This window comes from Desulfuribacillus alkaliarsenatis (assembly GCF_001730225.1).
Lineage (GTDB): Bacteria > Bacillota > Bacilli > Desulfuribacillales > Desulfuribacillaceae > Desulfuribacillus > Desulfuribacillus alkaliarsenatis.
Genome location: NZ_MIJE01000001.1, coordinates 182,403 through 205,431 on the forward strand (window position 1 = coordinate 182,403; position 23,029 = coordinate 205,431).

Annotated in this window: 20 protein-coding genes, 4 tRNA genes and 2 pseudogenes; 24 read left to right on the forward strand and 2 right to left on the reverse strand. The window is 35.9% G+C overall.

Annotation, left to right across the window (positions count from 1 at the left end; translation table 11 throughout):
* Positions 1-45 precede the first annotated feature (45 nt).
* On the forward strand, positions 46-540 hold the full coding sequence (locus tag BHF68_RS00900; RefSeq protein ID WP_069641765.1) for a hypothetical protein: 495 nt from the start codon (positions 46-48) through the stop codon (positions 538-540).
* Positions 541-942: 402 nt separating this feature from the next.
* Here BHF68_RS00900 and BHF68_RS15010 read toward each other — a convergent pair.
* Positions 943-1,235: pseudogene (locus BHF68_RS15010) on the reverse strand (ATP-binding protein); the annotation flags it as partial.
* A gap of 212 nt (positions 1,236-1,447) precedes the next feature.
* Here BHF68_RS15010 and BHF68_RS00905 point away from each other — a divergent pair.
* The 7 genes from BHF68_RS00905 to BHF68_RS00935 all read left to right on the forward strand — a co-directional run bounded on the left by BHF68_RS00905 (position 1,448) and on the right by BHF68_RS00935 (position 10,159).
* A complete protein-coding gene (locus tag BHF68_RS00905) occupies positions 1,448-2,668 on the forward strand; it encodes an SIR2 family protein (RefSeq protein ID WP_069641766.1) in 1,221 nt (406 codons plus the stop codon).
* Between the two features lie 313 nt (positions 2,669-2,981).
* Positions 2,982-3,413, forward strand: a complete 432-nt coding sequence (locus tag BHF68_RS00910; protein ID WP_069641767.1) for a RusA family crossover junction endodeoxyribonuclease — start codon at positions 2,982-2,984, stop codon at positions 3,411-3,413.
* Between the two features lies 1 nt (position 3,414).
* On the forward strand, positions 3,415-4,047 hold the full coding sequence (locus BHF68_RS00915; RefSeq protein ID WP_069641768.1) for a pPIWI-associating nuclease domain-containing protein: 633 nt from the start codon (positions 3,415-3,417) through the stop codon (positions 4,045-4,047).
* Between the two features lie 574 nt (positions 4,048-4,621).
* Positions 4,622-6,685 carry a reverse transcriptase domain-containing protein gene (locus BHF68_RS15895; RefSeq protein ID WP_069641769.1) on the forward strand — a complete coding sequence of 688 codons (2,064 nt, stop codon included), beginning with the start codon at positions 4,622-4,624 and terminating at the stop codon, positions 6,683-6,685.
* A gap of 193 nt (positions 6,686-6,878) precedes the next feature.
* A complete protein-coding gene (locus BHF68_RS00925) occupies positions 6,879-7,451 on the forward strand; it encodes a hypothetical protein (protein WP_218070312.1) in 573 nt (190 codons plus the stop codon).
* Positions 7,452-7,904: 453 nt separating this feature from the next.
* Complete coding sequence (locus tag BHF68_RS00930) at positions 7,905-8,273, forward strand: iron chaperone (RefSeq protein ID WP_069641770.1); 369 nt, start codon at positions 7,905-7,907, stop codon at positions 8,271-8,273.
* A gap of 257 nt (positions 8,274-8,530) precedes the next feature.
* On the forward strand, positions 8,531-10,159 hold the full coding sequence (locus BHF68_RS00935) for a Na/Pi cotransporter family protein (protein ID WP_069641771.1): 1,629 nt from the start codon (positions 8,531-8,533) through the stop codon (positions 10,157-10,159).
* Here the strand turns inward: BHF68_RS00935 and BHF68_RS00940 are convergent.
* Positions 10,137-11,138, reverse strand: a complete 1,002-nt coding sequence (locus tag BHF68_RS00940; protein WP_069641772.1) for a patatin-like phospholipase family protein — start codon at positions 11,136-11,138, stop codon at positions 10,137-10,139. The genes BHF68_RS00935 and BHF68_RS00940 overlap by 23 nt on opposite strands.
* Positions 11,139-11,307: 169 nt before the next feature.
* On the opposite strand from BHF68_RS00940, the gene BHF68_RS00945 reads away from it, so the two are divergent.
* The 16 genes and pseudogenes from BHF68_RS00945 (at position 11,308) to clpX (ending at position 22,930) form a co-directional block, all read left to right on the forward strand.
* Positions 11,308-12,378, forward strand: a complete 1,071-nt coding sequence (locus BHF68_RS00945; RefSeq protein ID WP_069641773.1) for an S-layer homology domain-containing protein — start codon at positions 11,308-11,310, stop codon at positions 12,376-12,378.
* A 122-nt stretch (positions 12,379-12,500) separates the two neighbouring features.
* Complete coding sequence (locus BHF68_RS00950) at positions 12,501-13,025, forward strand: DUF2179 domain-containing protein (protein ID WP_218070313.1); 525 nt, start codon at positions 12,501-12,503, stop codon at positions 13,023-13,025.
* A gap of 20 nt (positions 13,026-13,045) precedes the next feature.
* Positions 13,046-13,864 carry a glutamate racemase gene (gene racE, locus BHF68_RS00955; protein ID WP_069641775.1) on the forward strand — a complete coding sequence of 273 codons (819 nt, stop codon included), beginning with the start codon at positions 13,046-13,048 and terminating at the stop codon, positions 13,862-13,864.
* Between the two features lie 40 nt (positions 13,865-13,904).
* Positions 13,905-14,873, forward strand: a pseudogene (locus BHF68_RS15900) (2-hydroxyacyl-CoA dehydratase family protein); the annotation flags it as partial.
* Entirely contained in the window at positions 14,868-15,710 is an 843-nt protein-coding gene (locus BHF68_RS15905) for an acyl-CoA dehydratase activase (RefSeq protein ID WP_254006220.1), read from the forward strand. The pseudogene BHF68_RS15900 and the gene BHF68_RS15905, both read left to right, overlap by 6 nt.
* 118 nt (positions 15,711-15,828) lie before the next feature.
* Complete coding sequence (locus tag BHF68_RS00965; RefSeq protein WP_069641777.1) at positions 15,829-16,905, forward strand: GerMN domain-containing protein; 1,077 nt, start codon at positions 15,829-15,831, stop codon at positions 16,903-16,905.
* 169 nt (positions 16,906-17,074) lie between these two features.
* Positions 17,075-17,917 (forward strand): ribonuclease PH, encoded by an 843-nt coding sequence (gene rph, locus BHF68_RS00970; protein WP_069641778.1) that lies wholly within the window; start codon positions 17,075-17,077, stop codon positions 17,915-17,917.
* Positions 17,918-17,924: 7 nt separating this feature from the next.
* Positions 17,925-18,533, forward strand: a complete 609-nt coding sequence (locus tag BHF68_RS00975; RefSeq protein ID WP_069641779.1) for an XTP/dITP diphosphatase — start codon at positions 17,925-17,927, stop codon at positions 18,531-18,533.
* 23 nt (positions 18,534-18,556) lie between these two features.
* Positions 18,557-18,633, forward strand: a tRNA-Pro gene (locus BHF68_RS00980).
* 41 nt (positions 18,634-18,674) lie between these two features.
* Positions 18,675-18,748: transfer RNA gene (locus BHF68_RS00985), tRNA-Gly, on the forward strand.
* A gap of 8 nt (positions 18,749-18,756) precedes the next feature.
* A tRNA-Arg gene (locus BHF68_RS00990) sits at positions 18,757-18,833 on the forward strand.
* A 5-nt stretch (positions 18,834-18,838) separates the two neighbouring features.
* Positions 18,839-18,914, forward strand: a tRNA-His gene (locus BHF68_RS00995).
* 143 nt (positions 18,915-19,057) lie between these two features.
* Complete coding sequence (locus BHF68_RS01000) at positions 19,058-19,375, forward strand: hypothetical protein (RefSeq protein ID WP_069641780.1); 318 nt, start codon at positions 19,058-19,060, stop codon at positions 19,373-19,375.
* A 285-nt stretch (positions 19,376-19,660) separates the two neighbouring features.
* Positions 19,661-20,959 (forward strand): trigger factor, encoded by a 1,299-nt coding sequence (gene tig / locus BHF68_RS01005; RefSeq protein WP_069641781.1) that lies wholly within the window; start codon positions 19,661-19,663, stop codon positions 20,957-20,959.
* 99 nt (positions 20,960-21,058) lie between these two features.
* On the forward strand, positions 21,059-21,649 hold the full coding sequence (clpP, locus tag BHF68_RS01010; protein WP_069641782.1) for an ATP-dependent Clp endopeptidase proteolytic subunit ClpP: 591 nt from the start codon (positions 21,059-21,061) through the stop codon (positions 21,647-21,649).
* 15 nt (positions 21,650-21,664) lie between these two features.
* Positions 21,665-22,930, forward strand: coding sequence for an ATP-dependent Clp protease ATP-binding subunit ClpX (gene clpX / locus BHF68_RS01015; RefSeq protein WP_069641783.1), 1,266 nt, complete (start codon positions 21,665-21,667; stop codon positions 22,928-22,930).
* Positions 22,931-23,029: the final 99 nt, after the last annotated feature.

The following is a 23,029-nucleotide window of genomic DNA, read 5'->3' on the forward strand; positions in this document are numbered from 1 at the left end:
AATCGTGAAATAGCATGTTAGAAAGTAGAAATGGGAGGTTTACTAATGGTAAATAATTTCTTAGAGACACTTTTAACTCAATGGTACGTATATCAAGGGTATTTTGTGAAAAATAATGTAAATTTCGGCAAACGTTCAAACGGTGGTTATGAAGGTGAAATTGATGTCTTGGCGTATGACCCTATCAATAAGAAGTTAGTGCATATCGAAACTAGCAATGATTCAAAGACTTGGGAAAAAAGAGTTGATATAATTAACAAAAAGTTTAACGCAGCTTCATTTCATTATTCTTCTATTCTACCTTCTGTTCATTTTAATAGTGTAGATAAAATTGCTATTTATAGCCTTAATCAATCAATAGATAAAAAATATCTAAGTAATCTCGATAAGAATATTACTGTAAAGTCAATACCAGAAGTTTTTAAAGAAATTTCAATAAGTCTTAAAGATAAAAGTCCAAGAAAAGAAGCAGTATCTGAAACATTTCCTTTATTACGTGCTATTCAATTTACGTCTAATTATGGCTATGGTAAGTCTTGAAAAGTCATAGTCTGCTAGGTAGTGAAAGTCTGACTGTGGTAATTCCAGAAAGCCATGTAGCAGGCTCCAAGTGAAAGGGGTGCCCCAATGCAACATCCTCATAAAGAGAGCAAAATAGCAGTCCGTAACATAAGTGAATTCTGCAGCGTCGTCATGTTAAACCGAAAGGGACAAAGGAAAGTCGAACCTTGGGATGAAGGTGAAGGTCTTAGAAGATGAGAAGAATCAAGAGAGCATCATAGATGAACTTCTCGGTGTAGGGTAGCGGAAGGTTATGAAAGTAGCCTATGAAACAAGAGAGACCTAAATGGTCGATCACCACAAATCGTAAATTCTAATATAAGCACCTATACAAATGTCAGCATAAACATGTGCATTTGACTGTTTAAGAATGTACAAAAACTACTCTTTATCTTTTTCGAGATGATCTTTTATGCGGTATGAATCACCTATTATATTAATTACAGTTGCATGTGTAATACACGATCAAGTATAGCGTTTGCTATTTTAGGATCTTGAAATATTTCATCCCAAGACCTAAAACTGACGTTTGTTGTTAAGATGGTGCTCTATTTTTCATACCTCATATCAATAAGATGGAAGAATAATTTAATATCTTCTTTATCAATAGGTAAATAACCAATTTCATCAATAAGCAAAAGCTTATATTTAGCATAATGTTTTAATCTGATTTCTTAAGACTCAGTGCCAGGTAAGGCACTTAAGTTATTAAGTTATTGAATGATAACCCCAATAACTTTGGGAAGACGTATAGCGTATTAAAATGAAGTAGTTAATTATGTCCATGAAAATATTGTTGAAGATAGTTAATAATTAAAACGATTTACCGAACTATCTCTGTAATGAAAATTTAAGAGAAATTGCAGATGAACGAAGGAGGTTTTATATGAGAGTAACAGCTTTTTTAGGGGCTGGGGCAAGCATAGAAATTGGGGGGCCATTAGCAAAAGACTTGACACAGGAAGTACGATCAACAACTCAAAAGTTCATCGATTTTAAAACTAAACTTCCTATAGAGGCTAACTTTATCGACAACGTATCAAAATTGCTTGATACATACTATGCTCCCGATATTTGCAATTTCGAAGAAATTTTTCATGTCTTAGAGATGCTTGATTCTTATTCTAGTGGGTGGGAGCCTACGACAGTAAAAGAATATAAGCCAGCGTTAGGCGCTTTTGTTAGCCCAAGGGATAATAAATGGTTTAATCAGCACGCAATTACCGTATCGAAACATGATTTAATTAAAGTTGTTGCAGACCGAATTTATAGTTACGTTGACAAATATGAGCCTAAAGGTGAACATTCTTGGTTTGCTTCTTTCTGGAGAAAAGCTATACAACAATATTCTTGGGATATTTGCACATTAAACTATGACGACTGTGTACAACAAAGCTTAGAAACTAATGATTTTGAAGATGGCTACTTGGACATAGGGGAGATATATTCTAGATTTGATCCCTCAAAATTATTGACTAAAAAGACACGATTACTTCAACTTCACGGAAGTATATTTTATGGTTACCCAAACTTTAAGGACCCTAATGAGTATATTTTCGAAGACAATTTTGAAGATCTATACAAGTTCACTAATTATGAGAATGCAAAAAAAACGTGGTTTGGTAGATCAACTAATACTTCTCAATCACATGAACAGGCCACAGTGGGTCCAATTATCACGGGTTTAAAGAAAACTGATAAATTACTAACCTATCCTTTTAGCACATATTCATATAACTTCCAGAAAGCGTTGGCAGAAAATTCGTCTTTATTAATTGCAGGATACTCTTTTGGGGACATGCATTTTAATCGCCTATTAGAACGAATGGTTAGGCTACATGGGGACAAAAGACGGATAGTAATTATTACCTATTGTGATGAAAAATCTTGGCATATAGACCCTACTGTTATGGATTGGATTAATCATGAGATGTTTTGCTTTATTGCAAAATCTTTTCTAGATGCTGATCCATTTAAGAGTTATGAATTTAAAAGTCCGGTATTGTCTAGTGACGGAAATGTAATGCTTTTTCTCCAGGGGTTTAAAGACGCTATTCAGAATTATGAAGAAGATATTTTAGATTTTCTAATACCTGTTGGTCGATAGTACAACTTTTGAAACGAAGTATAGTACTAGAATTGGATATCAATCGAGACCATCTGCAGCTGGCTGGGAACCAATAGTAGTTAAATCGATTGCTACACTGACTGTACTTCCCATTATCCATAAATAAGGACAAACTCTATAATGGGAAGCTGCATTAAATAGCAGTTTAGGGTAAGAAACAGTGAACCGTACCACAAATGATGGCGGTTTTAGATGGAAGCCAGTTATATCATTGAATGTATAGGATTCGCATGTGATATACATATATTCATAAATAAAATAAAGAATTGATTATTACAAAGGATGTGATAACATGGTGTGTTTTGTTTCAGCATTAAAGCCATTTTCAATTCAATCAAAAGGATATCAGAAATATAAACAAAGGCTAATTGAAGAATTTAAACCGTACAAATCTATGTATGCAGAACTTCCACTGAGAGAAAATATTTATTCGAAAATAATATATATTCATTCTAAAAAAACAGATATTGATGTGGATAATATGAGTAAGCCATTTGTTGATGCATTTAGAGGAATTATATATCCTGACGATAATACAATAAATCATAGAATTTGTTCTAAAATAATGCTTGAAGATTTCCAAACATATGAAATTTCTATAGATGATATTCCAAGTGAAATTGCGGAGAAATTCAATGAATTACTTGAAAATGGAAGTGAACATATAGTATATTACGAAGTTAACAAATTTTGCAAAAATATGGTTTGTATAGGAGAGAAGTAATATGAAATTAGATAAAATATATTTAAACAAATGTTATCATGATGCTATGATATTGCAATATAAACAAGAGTTAAAAAATGAAGGTTTTTTAACTGAATCCGAAAAAATATTTGACTTCAATGGTAAGAGATTTAAAGTTGATTTATATGCAGTAAAAGACGGAGAAAAAAGGATATATGAATTCAGAATAGTTGGAAAAGGTAGATTCCAGAAAGGTATTATAACAAAATTTAAAGAGTTTGCTGAAAGTACAAATGCAAAGCCATATGTAGTTTACGTAAAACCGCCTATTGAAAAACAAATAATTTTTGAAGAATTAGATCAAATCATAAGTGGTTATTTTATAGAAGAAGGAATACCATCGGAATTAGATGTATTATCTACACATACGACTATTGACTATATAGAAGTTAATGAAATATTATCAGTAGCTATAGAAAAATCATTAATTACAGTATCAGGAGAAGCTATAGTATATGTTAATCTACAGTATGGGTCAGATCGTGATTGTGAATATGGAGATGGTGCAGAATATAGTGATAGTTTTCCGCTAACATTTACAGTTGAATTAGATTGTGACCACAACATCAAAACTATAAAGTATGAAGTTGATACTTCGAATTGGTATGAATAGTGCAAAATTGTTGAATGTATCCTAAAATCATTAAACTAACAACATAATCTGCAAAAATTAGTTCGAGGTCCTCTAAATTATAATAATAGAGATTGTATAATTGTAGCATCAAGAGGCTGCTCTGCCACGAATCTATATAATCGTTGCGAACAGCCTTTACTTTAAAATAAAAAAATGCTAGTACAACGATATGGAGAACCCATACTATAAATGATAGAGGTTTTGGAGATTTATGAAAACTGCCGATACATCAGTAAGGAGAACCTTACCATAAATTGACGTCGGTTTTCCTTGTATAGTTGGCACGTATAGGATTGGTATTGTAATGCTTATGAGAACAAGGAAATTTAATTCATTGTCCCCCTGCAGATAAACTAACTAAAACATTTTAGCTAAGTATATGGATTATTATGGGATAATGTCTTAATTTGCATAGAATTATATAGATACTGGGTCAAAGAACCTGTCTCTTTCTCATTAAAAAAATTATTTATCGATGCATTATGTGAATCAGAAGTAGAGTAAAACCTTAGTCCTTGTTTGTACAAATAAATTAATTAGGGATGTGGAATATATGACGATTGAGAAAGAAATAGCAAAAAAAATAATATCGAAAGGGTACTTTGCAAGGCAGATACCAAGTGAATTTGAATCTACTGCTTTAAGTGAGATTATAGATGGACTTGATTTAACAAAATCGAAACTTTCTAAAGAAGGTTTGAATAAATGGTGTAAACTTATAGATTTTTCAATACCCAAAACCGTAAACTTTCGTAGAACGATGTCAGTTCCACATCCGCTTCATTATATATTATTAGCTCAACTTATTGAAGAAAAATGGGAAGCATTAGAGGCGCATTTTTCAAAGTCACAGTTCTCATTAACTATTCCTCAAGTTTCTGAAGGTAGCATAGTACCTAAATTTAAAATGTCTGAAAAGATTAATAGAAGAATACATAATCTTGTCTCAAAAAAGTATATTCTACAAGCCGATATTACAAGATTTTATCCGAGCATTTACACTCATTCTATTCCATGGGCACTACACACTAAAGAAGTCGCAAAGGCAAATCAGAGAGATGACGGGTACTTTGGAAATGTGATTGATAGACTAGTAAGGAACTTGCAAGATGGACAAACTGTAGGAATTCCTATTGGTCCAAGTGTATCTCTAATAATACAGGAAATAATCGGGGCAACAATTGATGACGACTTTAAAAGAGATTACGCTAATGGGTTAGTAGGCTATAGATATACAGATGATATGGAATATTATTTTAGTACTTTAGAAGAAGCTGAAAGAGCTTTAAATATTTTGAATAAAATTCTTAAAAATTATGGATTAGAATTAAATAATTCAAAGACCAAAGTAATAAAGATACCTCAAGTTTTGGAATCTGAATGGGTGTACTTCTTTAAAAAGTATGAATTCAGATCAAATAAAAATGATAAGAAAAAATCGGTTAATCTGCAGCATACTGATATAAAAGAATTTTTCAGTACAATTTATAAATATAAGATTGAATCAGATGAAAAAGGAATATTAAATTATGCAGTAAAAGTGTTAAGAAGTATTGTGATATATAGAGAGAATTGGGATATGTTTGAATCTCTATTATTACAATCAATCCTAGTTGATACGTCAATAATACCTACTGTGTTTGAGACCATTGAAGGGTATAAATATAAAGGTTATCCGTTGAACTATGAAAAAATAAAAGAATTTCTTAATGCTCTTATTAAAGATAATATCGAGTTAAAAAATGACTTTGAGGTGTCATGGGCACTGAGTTTTGCAAAAAATATAGATATTACTATAGATGAAGATGTAAGTAAGTTATTACTAAAGAGCGATAATGCGATAATAAATATCTTGGTAATGATATTGAATTCAAAAAACCTCTTAGGTGGGACTTTAGACTTTGCATACTATGAATCTCTTTTGATAGAAGAGAGTCTATATGACAGTAGTTGGCTCTTCTATTATGAGTGTTGCTTACATGGCTGGTTAGGACAAGATAAAAATAATGAACATATTAAAAATGACAAGTTTTTTAGACAGCTCTTGGATTGTAACATATCATTTGTTAATCCTAATTATTCTAGGGCTTTAGAGGAAGTAAAAAGCTCAATAATTTCTTTATGCATTAAACATTCTAGAACTAATATGAAAACCTTAGAAGCACAGGAAATTTTGTCAAAAGTTATTGAAGAGTATTCTTTTTTTCTAGGAAGTGAAATAACAGTAGAATTAAATAATAAACTGGGGAATGAAATTTATAAGATAAGAAGTTCTGAAGAAACAGGCGAATCTGAAAGAGCTGATGAAGAAACAGGCGAATCTGAAAGAGCTGATGAAGAAACAGGCGAATCTGAAAGAACTGATGAAGAAACAGGCGAATCTGAAAGAACTGATGAAGAAACAGACGAATCTGAAAGAACTGATGAAGAAACAGGCAAATCTGAAAGAACTGATGAAGAAACAGGCGAATCTGAAAGAACTGATGAAGGAACTGAAGAAACTGAAGAAGGAGATAGAAGTCAAATTAATAAAAACGATTGGTTATTCAAATTCTTTACAACAAATATAAATAAAAACACTAGGGTTAGATCATTTGAAATATTTGATGAGTATTAATGCATTTATTCAATTTACACAGGGACAATTTAAAACTTCAGTACAGTGAAACGGTGAACTATAATATAAGTTAGTTTAATTTCCCATTATCCATATAAGTAGACAAGTTGTGAGTAGGTAGGCATAATTAAATTAACTGATTTTGAAGACATTATTGAATTGTTTGATTTAGTTAAATATGATGAAATACAAGATGAAAGAGGGAATTTTGGTAAATTTGAAGGGATTGAAAATTATTAAAAAAATAATATTTTTTATCATTATAATATCAATTTTTATTTCTGGTTGTTCTGATATAAACGGTGATCCAACTGAAAAATATGACGGCATAGAATTGCGTATAGGAGTAATAGGTTCTGCTCCAGAAGTTAGAGAAACTCAAATATTGTTTGAAGAAATTGAATTTAACCTTTTAGAAGTAAATAATTTGGACTCAAAGTATGATGCAATATTTATAACTAAAGAAAATTTGTCAGAAGCATCTAATCCTGAATACGTTCAGATTTATAAGGATTCTAAAATTCCATTTTATTTCATTGGAAATAATAAATCTCATGTTCCTTTTACTAACAAAGAATTGAGTTACGAAGAAGTGCCAGTTTTTGATGATGGAATGTATGTAACTGCGTTGATTCATCCTGATTTTGATAGTTTAAATATTATTAATGAAATTGGTTTTTATAATGACGTAGAAAGTGAGACAAATATTAAGGCTTTGTATTCAAGACTTTTTTCTAACATTTTAGAAATAAAATATAATAGGTAAGCATCTAATATAACTTATTATTTCAATACTGTTTTTAGGGTGTTATTATGGAAGAAACATTGAGAGAATTGTGCAGAGCTAAGGTAGGTAGTATAGAAAACAAATAATTTCTTTGAAGAATCGCCCTGAGGTGTCAGAGGTATTACGAATGAATATAACGCTACCAATCCAGGGTATTATCTAAATAAGAATCATTGGAATTCCATTTATTATAACGAGGATGTAGAAATTGAACTAATTAACAAACTGATTGACGTGTCATACTCATTAGTATTTAACTCATTGCCAAAGAAAAAGCAAGCAGGTACTTCCAATGAAAATAATAGAGATAACTGGAATAGCGTATAAATTTAATGCTCGCCATAAGGCGGGCTTTAAATTTTTATAATACGTGAGAGCGGACAGAATGTATGTATTTCAATTGAACTTAAACAGAAATGAGGTGTCAATATAATGAAAGATTTTCAAATGTTTCTGACTAGTATTGATGATTTAGACAAAAGAAAGCGAATGGATGATATCTTGAATTATATTAAAGAGAATTTTCCTCAATTAAAAGAAGAAATAAAGTGGAATCAGCCAATGTTCAGTGACCATGGAACATTTATCATAGGTTTTAGTATTGCTAAAGGGCATATAGCTGTAGCCCCCGAGTCAGTAGTCATTAGCCTATTTAAAAAAGAGATTGAGGAAGCAGGATACTCCCATACACAGGAACTTTTTAGAATTAAATGGTCAGATAAAGTCGATTTTAATTTGCTGAATAATATGATTAGCTATAATATCGAGGATAAAAAAGACATGACTAAATTTTGGCGATAGCAAAAGTGGATGCATATTAATCAAAAAGTGTCGAAATTTGCAGAATGAAGGCAAAAGGAATTAAAATAAGTACATAAACAAGTAAAAACTGCTGAAAACGGCTATTTTCTTCTGAAAATCAAAGTGATAATATACATTATTGTTGGCTTATTTAACTTAAACATTAGAATTCAACTGTATTTAGGCTTATTTTTTACTTTTTGTAGCATATTAAAAAGAGACAACTACAAGAAAGAGGAAGAGAGGTAGTTACATCTATGGATGTACAGCTGATGCTGTTTATGTTTTTTGGTGGCTTGGGGATATTTTTATTTGGCATCAAGTACCTAGGCGATGGTCTACAAAAAGTAGCTGGTGATGGATTAAGAGACATGCTAGAAAGGTTCACAACAAACCCAATAAAGGGTGTTCTTTCTGGTTTGGTTGTAACGGTTCTTTTGCAGACTAGTACTGGTACTACAGTATTAACTATTGGCTTAGTTAATGCTGGGTTTATGACGTTAAGGCAGGCTATTGGCGTTATCATTGGAGCAAATATTGGTACAACGGTTACGGCCTTTATCATTGGTATTAAAATTTCTGCCTATGCTTTACCTATAATTGCAGTCGGGACTTTTTTAATCTTTTTCTTCAAAAACAATAAAGCTAATAATTATGGACAGGTGTTCTTTGGATTTGGAGCATTGTTCTTAGGCTTGAACATTATGGGTGATGGTCTACGTCCGTTACGTGATGTACAAGCTTTTGCAGATTTAACTGTGACCATGAGTGACAACCCGCTATTAGGGGTTTTAATAGGTACTATATTTACGGTACTTGTGCAAAGCTCATCTGCAGCTATTGGATTACTGCAAACTTTATATGGACAAGGATTAATGGATTTAAATGCTGCATTGCCAGTCTTATTTGGTGATAATATCGGTACAACTATCACTGCGGTTTTAGCAGCTATTGGGGCTTCTGTGGCAGCAAGACGAGCCGCCTTGACTCACGTGATATTTAATGTTGTAGGAGCAATCATTGTAATATTATTACTGCGGCCGTTCACAAGGCTAATAGAATTTATTCAGGCTAGTATGAATCTTAATCCTGAAATGACCATTGCCTTTGCACATGGTATTTTCAACGTATCAAATGCCCTGATTCAATTGCCTTTTATCGGATTACTGGCGTGGGCAGTAATAAAAATTATACCTGGTGAAGATAGTGCGATTCCTTATAAAGCTGTGCATTTAGATGAGAAGTTTATTCGACAATCTCCTGGTATTGCACTAGGTCAAGGGAAAAAAGAAGTTATGCGCATGGCCCACCTAGCAGAAAATGGTTTACAGGAAGTCGGTCTATATTTTAAAACTAAGGGCAAAAAGCACAGGGAGCTAATCCCACAGTATGAGGATGCCTTGAACAACCTTGATAAAAAAATAACTGAGTATTTAGTACAGATTTCATCACATTCGATGACTACTCAAGATTCTAGGTTACACCACGTAATGTTAAACAACATTCGTAACTTTGAGCGTATTGGTGACCATATGGAAAATGTGATGGAGAATATCGATAGTCAAATAGCGAATAAGGTAGAATTTTCGGAAGCTGCTGTTAAAGAGCTAGAGGAAATGTTTGACCTCGTATTATCTTCTGTTAGACTAGCTATTAAAGCTTTAGATACTGATGATGTAGAGTTAGCTAAACAGGTTATTGAAAAAGAAGACGTAATTGATCAGATGGAACGTGATTTAAGAAATAGGCATATTATCCGTGCCAAGGAAAATGTTTGTTCGGCAAGGGCAGGTATGATATTTGCTGATATCGTTAGTAATTTAGAGCGTATAGGAGATCACGCTGGTAATATTGCTGATGAGGTTATTGACGATAGAAACCTTTAGCAGCTAGATAGCCCTGAGAATACAAGAAGTTATAGGTAGCATCATGAGGGCTGATGTTAAAGTCAGTTGATGACACATCCTTGGTATCTATGACAATACTACGTGCTTGATCGTATGGGCTATGATTATATATATCCTGTTGAATCTGTGTGAGAGCCAGATTGAGATTTTTGATATAGCTTAGAATATTGGTAATCTCACTATATTTGACCTTGCTTTTAAAGCGGGCTCCAAGCGTATTAACGTTGAAACCGTAATGCTTTGTCTCGTTAAACCTTGGATAGTCGAATGTATTAATTGGATAATTATCCATTACTCCGCCATCGCAGAAAACGTTTACCTTAGTTTCTGCAGTTATTGCTGGGTCTGTCGTTTTTACAGCTTCGAAAAATAGCGGAATTGACATGGAAATTCTTACAGCCTCGGCAACCTCCATATCTGGAGTTGTTTCATAAGAGAATACCTTTGATGTTTTATAGGAAATGTTTGTGCCTATTATATATAAATCCTTAAAAGTACGATTAGATCTATGAATATCAGTATTTTGGAAGTCTCTGAATGTATACGGAGGCTTTTTCTTTTTGCTGTCAAATTGATTAGCGATTTGCTCTTGCAGCCAATGGTAAAAGTAGTCTGTAGAATACCAGCCGTAATTTTTAACGATACGGTAGATACTGTTGACATCACCAAAGAGCTTATCAATTTCATGCTTTATAGGAGCGGGGATATGTTTAAGATCTGAATGAGCCTTTGATTGCGGGACTTTTCGGTAATCTAGAGAGTCAGCGATTGCTTTAATTTCATTAAAAGGCAAATTGAAGCTGCTAACACAGGCAGTAATAGCACCAGCTGATGTTCCAGCGACCCTTTTAACATTCTGGAATACACCTTGACTGTATAGATAATCTAATACTCCAAGATAGGCGATGCCTAAAACGCCACCACCTTCAAACACCATATTTGTAACAGGATACCTCATTGTAATCACCCCTTGGATATAGCTAATATTTAACTATATTCATTCATGCGGGGAAAATATGCACTATAGACATTATTCACCAGCTAAAAAATCTATTGCAAATGATATAATAATCGTATTGCAAAAAATCTATAAAGAAATGCATAACAACTAAGAGAGGAACATGAAAATGAAAAAAATCAGTCTATTAGCAGTATTGTTATTAATATTAGTTTTTTCTTCCCAGGCAGTAGCTTACGGTTCAGAATCTACTACACTGCAAAAATACTACCCAATCGACTATAGTGACCACTGGGCCTATGCTGAATTAGATGATTTTATCAATGCTGACTTATTAGAGGGATATATAAACGCAATTGGTGACATAGAAATTAGACCAAACAATCATATAACACGTGCTGAGTTTGCTGCTTTACTGGTTAGGGCGCTACAGGTAGAAGATAATCAGCAAGGGAAAACCTTCAAGGATGTTTCCAATACAGAAAGCTGGTATTACAATATTGCCAAGGTTGCAAGTGGTAACGGCATTGCTACAGGAACGGATGATGGTTATTTTCTGCCAAATGAAAGAATTAGTCGTGAGGCTATTGCTACAATGATTGCCAGGGCTTTTGCTGATTCGATTGATTTTAATGCTGGGGATGTAAAGCATTTTGCTGATACTCCAAGCATTTGGGCTGTAGAGAGTGTTGCCAAGGTCAGTAAAGCTGATATTATTAAAGGCTACAATACTGAAGCAGGGGCTATGAAAGAATTCAGGCCACAGGCAAATGCAACCCGTGCTGAAGCTGTAACAATGCTTCATAGAGCGCTCCATTTACAGCAGAGTCAACTGCCAGAAAAAAATGAGTTGACTAAATTAATTGAAAGTTTTTATAATGAGTATTTTGGAGCAATAGCTAACGCTGACAGTACGCAATTACTAAGCATCAGTGAACAATATACCACAGGATTTCAAAGGCATGCAGCAGACATAGAAGCTGACTTTATAGACTATATTATTGATGCAGGCGGCACTTATATAATTGATAATGTTATTGAAGGAAATATTGCTTCAGTGTATTTGCGTAATAAATTTGCTGTTATAGAAATTGAAAACTTTGTCTATGAAATTGAAATTATACAAGCGGATAGCAGTACTTCTAAACAAAAAGATGTAAGTGGAACATATTATATGAAGGAAATGTCTAATGGAAGCTGGAAGATATATTATATTAAATACAATAATATATTTGGATAGACAAAGTGGAAAAAAATTGGCAAACAATATACACTAGTATAAGAAATGCTGACTATCCTAAACTAATATATTAAATATATAAATCAAATATTAAATAGTCAGTTTCTTAGAGGAGTGGTTTGGTGAGTTTGTTATTTGGGTATCTATTTATATTTGGTGCACGAATTCTCGATGTATCAATGGGGACGATTCGCATGCTAATGCTAATGCGCGGTCAGAAATATTACGCTGCCTTCATTGGCTTTTTTGAGGTAATTATATTTATTGTCGTGCTAGGGATTGTTGTGAATGAGCTTGAAAACCCCATTAACTTAATTATGTACGGCTTAGGCTTTGCTACGGGTAACATCGTCGGTGGATGGCTTGAAGAAAAGCTAGCGGTTGGTTTCCTAAACGTGCAAATTATTTCAAAGAATCATAGTAAAACATTAACTGAGGTTCTGCGTGAGAGCGGCTACGGAGTGACAGTAATTGACTCCCATGGCTGGGAAGGCGAAAGAGATATATTGAATTTACAGATTAAGCGTAAGGATTTAGCAGATGTACAGAAAATTATTGCTAGCACTGATGCTAATGCTTATGTTACTATTTTTGATACAAGAAAAGCCCTTGGTGGTTATTTTAAACAGCAGTCAAAGAAAAAATAAGCTAAAGGAAGTGTAGGCTAGTGAGTACTAGACCGATAGGAGTTTTAGATTCAGGTGTAGGCGGTTTAACGGTAGTTAAAGAGCTTATGCGCCAATTGCCAAGGGAAAATATTGTATACTATGGAGACACAGCCCATTGTCCATACGGGATTCGTGACTTATCCCAGGTGAGGGATTTTACCTTTAGGATAATCGAGTTTTTATTAAAGCAGGACGTAAAGATGATTGTACTAGCTTGTAATACAGCAACTGCTGCGAGCATGGCTGAGGCCAGTAAGCACTTCGATATACCTATCCTTGGCGTAATTCAGCCAGGGGTGCGCGCGGCTATTTCAGCTACACGGAATAATCGCGTAGGGATTATTGGCACAGAAGGAACAATTAACAGTAGTGTCTATCAAAATACGATTCTAAAAATCAATCCAAACATGTTCGTAGTCAGTCAGGCTTGTCAGCCCTTTGTCTCATTAGTTGAGCAAAACCTTGTCTATTCTAAGGATGCACGTCGTTTGATTGCTGAATACTTAGAGCCAGTTAAAACTCAGCACGTAGACACCTTAGTTCTAGGCTGTACCCATTATCCGTTGATGGCTAATGCAATTAGTATGGTGATGGGGCCAGAGGTAGAGCTGATAAGCTCAGCGGAAGAAACAGCCAGGGAGACGATTGCGATATTATATCAGAATGAAATACTAAATTGGTCTGAAGATGCCAATAATCAATATAAGCCAACCTACAAATTTTACGTTAGTGGTCATACGCGACCATTCTCGGAAATTGGCTCAAGGTGGCTTAATATGAATGTTAACGCAGAGATTGAGACCCTAGGGGTTCGATAAAAGACTGAAGCCTTTAGGGTTCGTTAGGAGATTGATTTGATTGAAAAAGGTAGGATTAACAACAACTATACCTGTAGAAATTATATTTGCCAGTGGTCATATACCAGTAGATGTTAACAATTTATTCGTAACCGCTGACAATCCAGATAAATGTATTGAACACGCAGAGCGTACAGGCTATCCAAGAACCTCCTGTAGCTGGATAAAAGGTTTATATGGGGCGATTCTCGATAACAATATCGAGAAGGTAATAGCGGTGATGGTTGGCGACTGTAGCTATACCCACTCTTTGATGGAGACATTAAAAACACACGGAGTGGAAGCGCTGCCCTTTGCCTATCCATATGATAGGGACAAAACCTCCCTTAAGCACGAGATGGACAAGCTAATAAAAGCCTTAGGTACAAGCTGGGAAGAAGTTTATCAGATGAAAAAGGAGCTTGATCAGGTACGTCGTAAAATTATTGAATTGGACCGCATGACCTGGCAGGATAATATTATCACTGGCTTTGAGAACCATCTATGGCAGGTATGCTGTAGTGACTTTATTAGTGATTATAAGGAATTCTCCCACCATCTTGATAAGCTTATTGATGAGGCTAAGCAAAGGCAGCCCTTCAAACAAACCCTAAGACTAGGCTATATTGGAGTTCCGCCAATTATTACGGATATATACCAGTACTTAGAATCGAAGGGTGCATTCGTTGTCTTTAATGAAGTACAGAGGCAATTTTCAATGCCTTATTTCGTTGATGATTTGGTTGAACAATATGTACGCTATACATATCCCTATGATGTTCATTTTCGATTACAAGATATTAAAAAAGAGATTGAAAGGCGACAGCTAGACGGGATTATTCACTATACACAATCCTTCTGTCACCGTCAGATTGATGATATAGTATTCAAGAAATATATAGACCTACCGATTCTAACATTAGAGGCAGACCGTCCAGGCAAGGTGGATGCGAGGACAAAAATACGTATCGATGCATTTACAGAAATGCTAATACAGAAGAAGTATTCCACAGGAATCCCAGCAAAAGCTCAAAAGTTTAATACTGTGGAAACACAGGATAGAAATCCTAATAAAGTTTGTGGGATTGATTTAGGTAGTAGGAGTGTAAAGCTTGCGATATTATCTGAAGCTGGCATTGAAGATTTGCGTACCTTTAATACAATAGATTTCTATCGAGACTATGGTCGGAAAATCGGAGACGAATTTCAGGTTGATTTCGCAAAACTTAACTTAAGTGGTGTTAAACAGGTAACATCAACGGGCTATGGACGAAATACTGTTAAGTTATCTGGTGCTAAGCAAATACCAGAGCTTGAGGCACATCTGCTAGGAGCATTATATCAAGTAGACTGTGATGACTTTACCTTAGTCGACCTTGGTGGTCAGGATAGCAAGGTCATCCTAGTTCGTGAGCGGCAGATGGTAGATTTCATAACCAATGACAAATGTGCAGCTAGCTCGGGTAGGTTTTTAGAGAATATGACTACGGTGCTAGGAATTCCTTTAGAGGATTTAGCTAGTCACTTTGATAATCCTGTTGAATTAAATGCTACGTGCGCTGTCTTTGGTGAGTCAGAGCTTATTGGCAAAATTTCTGAAGGTACATCTAAGGAAGAACTTGCAGCAGGAATAAACGACACTATTGTTAAGCGGATTGAGCCATTATTGCTTAAATTAGCGAGTGATGTTGTTGTGTTCACAGGTGGAGTAGCTAAAAACACAGGGGTATTGCGCCTGTTAGAAAAACGCATAGCGGCAAAAATTGTAGTTCCTAAATTTCCAGAATTTAATGGTGCGATAGGTGCAGCATACAAACAGCTTCGGTGACGAGGCTGTTTTTTACGTCCAAAAAATAATTTGTCTCATTTCTTTCGAAAAACGAGCATAAAATCGCTATAGGCTCGTATACATGTTAGTAAGTACGGAAGTGGAGGAGGCAAATTTAATGAAAATAAAAAAGCTATGCTTACTATTACTGTCAGTGATTTTAGTTTTTGCAATAACTGGTTGTGGCCTATTCGGTCCAGAAAAGAAAACAAGTACGGATGCGATTGATCCACCACCGGACTTTGATATGGTTCCAATTATGGATCAGGATGATTTAATTGTAGATGAGGCTGCCTCCGGTGAGCGGGTTGGAGCAACTGGATCACTAGAGCTATCAATCTATTTCGTTGACGGAAATGGTTTGGTTGTACCTATGGGAATCCAGATCCCAAGGTCAGAGGGAATCGCTAAAGAGACATTGCGATTTATGACTAAGGGTGGGCCAGTTTTATCGCAAATTGCTGGAACTAGTTTAGAGCCAGTCCTGCCAGCGGGTACTGAAGTTATTGGCATGTCAATTAATGATGGGGTAGCTAAGATTGACTTTACTAAAGAGTTTCTTAACTACCAAACTAAAGAGCACGAAAGACAGATGATTGAAGCAGTTGTCTGGACATTAACTGAGTTTCCGACAATTGAGAGTGTCCACTTCATGGTAGAGGGTCACTACATTGAATCAATGCCAGTTGGTGGTACTTCCTTAGAGGAGCCAGTATCACGTACAATTGGAATCAATCTAGAAGTATCAGGGCAGGCTAACATCGGTAGTCCAGCCCTGACCTCTCATGTTATGTTGTATTTCCAAGCAGTTGATGAAAGTGGAAAAATGTATTACGTGCCTGTAACAAGAATAATTCCGAGAACAGAAAACCGTCTCGAGGCAGTTATTGCAGAGACACTCCGTGGACCACTGCAGGATAATCTGTACTCTGCTACTATTCCAACAACGAAAATAAATACAATTAACCGCACAGGTACTAACCTGCATGTTGACTTTGACGATAGATTGACTACATATGGACCTGGGTCTCATGGAGAATTTACAGTAATCCAATCCTTAATATTAGGGCTGACAGAGATTCAAGACATAGATGCAATTAGTATTACAATCAACGGCGAAAAACCAGTTATGGCAGAAGAACAAAGTGTTGAGGCAATGACTAGGCCGCAAGTTATTAATCGTATTGGATTATAACAAGTTCAAATATAATAATTTCAAAAATAAGTATTTAGGCTTCCTGGAAAGGGGGCTTTTTTTCACTGGAATTTTATATCCAACTACGGTAAAGTATATTAGTGACTGTTTAAACATGTACTAATAAGTTTAGTTAGTAAGTTTGACTGAAATACATAGGAGGCATATTGTGCAAAAAACAAGATACGACGGTAGGCAAATCACAGAGATAAGACCGATTAAGATTACACGCGACTATATTAAACATCCTGAAGGCTCTGTACTCATTGAAATTGGAGATACGAAGGTTATTTGTACAGCAACTATAGAAGATAAAGTCCCACCATTTTTACGTGGACAGGGAAAGGGATGGATAACAGCTGAATATTCAATGCTTCCTAGGGCCACTCACTCGCGCACAACTCGTGAAGCAGCGAAGGGCAAACTCGGTGGAAGAACTATGGAGATTCAACGGCTAATCGGTAGAGCACTGCGTTCAGTTACCATCTTAGAACAGGTCGGTGAACGTACAATTTGGATTGATTGTGACGTTATCCAAGCTGATGGTGGTACTAGAACGGCAGCAATCACTGGGGCATTCGTTGCAATGGTGGACGCTTTCCATAGCTTATATAATAAGGGGCAGATATCTTTAATTCCTGTAACGGACTTTTTGGCTGCTACAAGTGTAGGAATTATTGATGATATACCAGTACTTGACCTATGCTATGAGGAGGACTCCATTGCCCAGGTAGATATGAATGTAGTAATGACTGGAGCAGGGAAATTTGTAGAAATACAAGGGACAGGGGAAGAAAATCCTTTCTCAGCAAGTGAATTAGCGGTATTGATTGACACTGCCAAACAGGGCTGTTTAGCACTAGTTGAAAAGCAAAAGGAAGTATTAGGAGAAGAAATAGTTATATTAATAAATAAAGTAGAAGAGATAATCGAACAACGAAAAATAGAACAACAAAAAATTGAACAATTACAAAAGCAAGAACAAGAAGCATGTTCAGTGAATGGTGAGTGAGAATAATATGAAGGTTGTATTGGCTACGCAAAACAAAGGAAAAGTCCGTGAATTCAAACAATCGCTACAGGAGCTAGGCTGGGAGATACTTAGCTTAGATGAATTTAGCGATCTGCCTGATATAATTGAGGATGGCGAAACCTTCTGTGAAAATGCTATTATCAAAGCTAGGGTAGTTATGGAAGTTACCGGTCTACCAGCAATTGCTGATGATTCTGGTATAGTTGTAGATGCACTGGGTGGACAGCCAGGTGTATATTCGGCTAGATATGCTGGTGAAGATGCCACTGACGCTATGAATAATAAGAAGTTATTAGAAGAGCTTAAAGCAGTTCCTCCTCAGGAACGAACGGCCAAGTTTGTTAGCTGTATAGCGTATATGGATGCAAGTGACCCTGAGCCTATTTTATTTGAAGGTGAATGTCATGGGCTGATAATAGACACGCCTAGGGGAACGGAAGGCTTTGGCTATGACCCGCTATTCTACATTGAAGAAGAGGGCAAGACAATGGCAGAAGTTTCACTTGAACGTAAGAACGAAATTAGCCACCGCGCAATGGCATTAAATGGCATGAAAAAATTCTTCAAAAATATTGACACAGAACCCACTGCATGATACAATGAATCTTGTCGCTGTTACGGGGTATGGCTCAGCTTGGTAGAGCGCTTGGTTTGGGACCAAGAGGCCGGGGGTTCGAATCCCTCTGCCCCGACCACTTCAAGAAAAGCTATTGTATAGTGACTTAGTGGTGCACATGCGGGTGTAGTTCAATGGTAGAACACTAGCCTTCCAAGCTAGATGCGTGGGTTCGATTCCCATCACCCGCTCCATATAACATGTGTCAGTAGCTCAGCTGGATAGAGCAACGGCCTTCTAAGCCGTTGGCCGGGGGTTCGAATCCCTCCTGACACGCCATTGTGGTGGTCGTGGCGAAGTGGTTAACGCACCGGATTGTGGCTCCGGCACTCGGGGGTTCAAGTCCCCTCGATCACCCCATTAAAAAAGCTTACTATTTATAAATAGTAAGCTTTTTTGCTTTCCTATACATATACTAGCCAGCTAAATGAAAAAATATAAAAGCAACGAATCTTATAAACCTTTCAACACTATTTTAAAAAAGATTACAAAGGAGCTACAATATGAATATACCTAAAAAAGTACTGTTAGCAACAATAGTCATTATGACTGCATTACTTGTAGCAGCGTGTGGAGGGTTATTCCCTCCAGATGTAGAAGAGCCTGAAGTCGGTGATGAGCCACCAGTAACTGAAAATGGGGACGGTGCGGGAACTGGAGACTTGACATTAATCTTATCACCGGTCCATGAGACACTAGGCGATAACTGTCTTGGCTGCCATACAGATGGAGCGTTAATAAGGGAAGAAAAGCAGCCGAATCATCCACTTGACGACACTTACGCGGACTGCGCAGCTTGTCATACGTACGAAATGAGATAATTTACTATCGAGATAATTTACAATCAAGTTAACTTACTATTTGAGATAGTAAAAAGAGCGTTTGCTATTTTGGTTAAATTGAGCAAGCGCTCTTTTAAATATGCTCTAATATCGAATTTTATTTTAATCTTGTTATACTATAGAAAACTTTGGTTAAAATGAAGGCTATATACTTCAATTATTTGAAAAAGAAAAAGCTTATGTTATAATATAGTGGTTATATTTGAAAATAGAAACCTGTATACATAACGGATGTAGGCAGTAATTTTAAGGAGGAAGTAATTAATGAGTGTTAAATGGGAGAAAGTGGATACTAACAAGGTGAAATTGCAAATTGAGGCAAGCGCGGAGATTGTAAACAAAGGTCTCGATTTTGCATTTAAAAAAGTTGTAAAGGATGTAAACGTCCCAGGATTTCGTAAAGGTAAAGTACCACGTAAGATTTTTGAACAAAAGTTTGGCGTAGAAGCATTATATAATGACGCTTTAGACCATATCCTTCCAGAAGTTTATGATAATGCTATCAAGGAAGCTGGTATTACACCTGTAAGTAAGCCAGACATTGAAATAGAAGAAATGGGTAAGGATCAACCACTTCGTTTAACTGCAGAAGTTTTTGTTAAGCCAGAAGTTGAATTAGGCGAATACAAAGGATTAGAGCTTAAAGAAGAGAAAACCTTTGAAGTTGAAGATGTAGAAGTAGATAATGAGTTAGAGACATATAGAGATCGCAATGCACAGCTAGAAGTTATTGAAGACGGTGAAGTGCAAACTGGTGATACAACAAAGATTGACTTCGAAGGCTTTAAAGACGGAGTTGCATTCCAAGGTGGTAAAGGTGAAGACTACCCACTAGAAATCGGCTCTGGAAGCTTTATTCCAGGGTTTGAAGAGCAACTAGTAGGTATGAAGCTTAATGAAGAGAAGGAAATTGAAGTTACATTCCCTGAAGAATACCACTCTGAAGAACTAGCTGGAGCACCAGTTACATTCAAAGTTAAAATAAACGAGATTAAGCGTAAAAACGTGCCAGCATTAGACGACGAATTAGCTAAAGACGTTAGTGAATTTGAAACGTTAGATGAGCTAAAAGAAGATATTCGCAAGAAGCTGGTAGAGAAAAGAGAAGCTGAAGCTAAGGACTACAAACGTGAGTTAGCTGTTAATCAAGCTGTCGACAATGCAAATCTTGATATACCAGAGTCAATGATTGAGACAGAAGTTGAACAAATGGTAAAAGACTTTGAGCAACGCATGCAATACCAAGGTATGAATATGGATATGTACCTTCAATATACAGGTCAATCAAAAGAAGATTTTGAAGCACAATTTAAAGTTGAAGCAGAAAGAAGAGTTCGCAGTCAAATGGTTTTAGAAGCGATTGCTAATACTGAAAACATCGAAATTACTGACCAAGATATTGATGACGAAATTGCTGTAATTGCAGATATGTATAAGAAGCAACCAGAGGAAGTTAAATCAATCTTAGTAGCCCAAGGTAATCTTGAGCCATTAAAGAATGAGCTTGCAATGCGTAAAGCAGTTGAGTTCCTTGTGGAAAACAGCACATACAATAAAGAGTAAATACAACACATACAAAAAAGAGTAATTTCGAAAAATGTAGTATAGTAGATAATATATTAGAATTATCCTAATATACAGGTTGTATAAGGAGGGGTAACGATGAACTTAGTACCTATGGTAGTTGAACAAACTGGTCGTGGTGAAAGAGCCTATGACATTTACTCTCGCCTACTTAAAGATCGTATAATATTTTTAGGCAGTGGCATTGATGATAATGTAGCTAATTCAATAGTTGCGCAATTATTGTTTTTGGCTGCGGAGGACCCAGATAAGGATATAAGCTTGTATATCAACAGCCCTGGCGGATCTGTTTCCGCTGGATTAGCAATATACGATACAATGCAATATATTAAACCAAAGGTTTCAACTATTTGCATAGGAATTGCTGCAAGTATGGGCGCATTCTTGCTAGCTGCTGGAGAAAAAGGCAAGCGTTTTGCTTTGCCAAACAGTGAGATTTTAATTCACCAACCGCTTGGTGGAGTTAAAGGTCAAGCTTCTGATATTAAAATACATGCAGAGCATATTCTTAAGACACGCGACCGTTTAAACAAAATTTTAGCAGAACGTACTGGTCAACCTATAGAGAAAATCGAAAAGGACACAGATCGAGACAATATCATGAGTGCAGAAGAAGGTAAAGCCTATGGTATCGTTGATGAAGTTATAACTGCTAAAGAAGCTAAATAGAGGGGTGAATACTCGATGTTAAAATTTAATGACGAAAAAGGACAGCTAAAATGCTCCTTTTGCGGCAAAACCCAAGATCAAGTCCGAAAACTAGTCGCTGGCCCAGGGGTTTATATTTGTGATGAATGCATCGAGCTTTGCACTGAAATTGTAGAAGAGGAATTAGGCAGTGAAGAAGAAGTAGAAATGCAGGAAGTACCTAAACCTACAGAAATACGAGAGGTTTTAGACCAATATGTAATTGGTCAGGAGAATGCAAAGAAGACACTAGCAGTTGCTGTTTACAATCACTACAAAAGAATTAATTCCGTGCAAAAAAATGATGACGTAGAGCTTCAAAAGTCCAATATTCTATTGATTGGACCTACGGGAAGCGGTAAGACATTACTTGCGCAAACAATGGCAAAGATTTTAAATGTGCCATTCGCAATCGCTGATGCTACTAGCTTAACTGAAGCTGGCTACGTTGGTGAAGATGTAGAAAACATTTTACTTAAGCTAATTCAAGCTGCTGACTACGATGTGGAAAAAGCAGAACGGGGTATCATTTATATAGATGAAATCGACAAGATTGCCCGTAAGTCTGAAAATCCATCGATTACCCGTGATGTGTCTGGGGAAGGTGTTCAACAGGCAATCCTGAAAATTCTAGAAGGAACTACGGCTAGTGTCCCACCACAGGGCGGTAGAAAGCATCCACATCAAGAATTTATCCAAATTGATACTACAAACATTTTATTTATTTGTGGTGGTGCATTTGATGGTTTAGAGCAAATCATTAAGCGTCGTATGGGTAAAAAGGTTATTGGTTTTGGCTCAGAAGCAAAACCAACTAGCAAGGAAGAAGAAAAAGATAATCTGTTAAAGCATGTGTTGCCAGAGGACTTACTTAAATTCGGTTTAATTCCTGAGTTTATTGGTCGCTTACCAGTTCTTTCTACATTATCGAACTTAGACGAAGAGGCACTAATCAGAATCCTAACTGAACCAAAGAACGCTTTAGTAAAGCAATACAAAAAACTCTTGGAAATTGATGGTGTTGAGCTTGAGTTTGATCAAGAAGCACTGGTTGAGATTGCGAAACAGGCTATCAAACGTAAAACAGGCGCTAGAGGACTGCGTTCAATCCTTGAGGGCATAATGCTCGATATTATGTACGAGGTACCAACTAGGGACGATATCGAGAGGTGCTGTATAAACACAGAGGTTGTTACGGAATCAAAGCAGCCAGAGCTTATTTTGAAAAAGAAGAAAAAGAAGAAAAACGAAGAAACAGCATAAACAAAACCCTTTAAGAAACAGAGATTAAAAATCTGACTCTTAAGGGGTTTTTTTGTAAGTAATTCATTGGATGTATGGGCAATATATAGTAGAACATAA

Coding starts and splice junctions, on each gene's coding strand:
- BHF68_RS00925 (WP_218070312.1), top strand. CDS start 6,879: ATGAAAGAGGGAATTTTGGTAAATTTGAAGGGATTGAAAATTATTAAA.
- BHF68_RS01000 (WP_069641780.1), top strand. CDS start 19,058: ATGAATATACCTAAAAAAGTACTGTTAGCAACAATAGTCATTATGACT.
- tig (WP_069641781.1), top strand. CDS start 19,661: ATGAGTGTTAAATGGGAGAAAGTGGATACTAACAAGGTGAAATTGCAA.
- BHF68_RS00975 (WP_069641779.1), top strand. CDS start 17,925: ATGAAGGTTGTATTGGCTACGCAAAACAAAGGAAAAGTCCGTGAATTC.
- BHF68_RS00945 (WP_069641773.1), top strand. CDS start 11,308: ATGAAAAAAATCAGTCTATTAGCAGTATTGTTATTAATATTAGTTTTT.
- BHF68_RS00930 (WP_069641770.1), top strand. CDS start 7,905: ATGAAAGATTTTCAAATGTTTCTGACTAGTATTGATGATTTAGACAAA.
- BHF68_RS00935 (WP_069641771.1), top strand. CDS start 8,531: ATGGATGTACAGCTGATGCTGTTTATGTTTTTTGGTGGCTTGGGGATA.
- BHF68_RS00940 (WP_069641772.1), bottom strand. CDS start 11,138: ATGAGGTATCCTGTTACAAATATGGTGTTTGAAGGTGGTGGCGTTTTA.
- BHF68_RS00905 (WP_069641766.1), top strand. CDS start 1,448: ATGAGAGTAACAGCTTTTTTAGGGGCTGGGGCAAGCATAGAAATTGGG.
- BHF68_RS00915 (WP_069641768.1), top strand. CDS start 3,415: ATGAAATTAGATAAAATATATTTAAACAAATGTTATCATGATGCTATG.
- clpX (WP_069641783.1), top strand. CDS start 21,665: ATGTTAAAATTTAATGACGAAAAAGGACAGCTAAAATGCTCCTTTTGC.
- BHF68_RS00965 (WP_069641777.1), top strand. CDS start 15,829: ATGAAAATAAAAAAGCTATGCTTACTATTACTGTCAGTGATTTTAGTT.
- BHF68_RS15895 (WP_069641769.1), top strand. CDS start 4,622: ATGACGATTGAGAAAGAAATAGCAAAAAAAATAATATCGAAAGGGTAC.
- BHF68_RS00900 (WP_069641765.1), top strand. CDS start 46: ATGGTAAATAATTTCTTAGAGACACTTTTAACTCAATGGTACGTATAT.
- clpP (WP_069641782.1), top strand. CDS start 21,059: ATGAACTTAGTACCTATGGTAGTTGAACAAACTGGTCGTGGTGAAAGA.
- BHF68_RS15905 (WP_254006220.1), top strand. CDS start 14,868: ATGCTAATACAGAAGAAGTATTCCACAGGAATCCCAGCAAAAGCTCAA.
- BHF68_RS00910 (WP_069641767.1), top strand. CDS start 2,982: ATGGTGTGTTTTGTTTCAGCATTAAAGCCATTTTCAATTCAATCAAAA.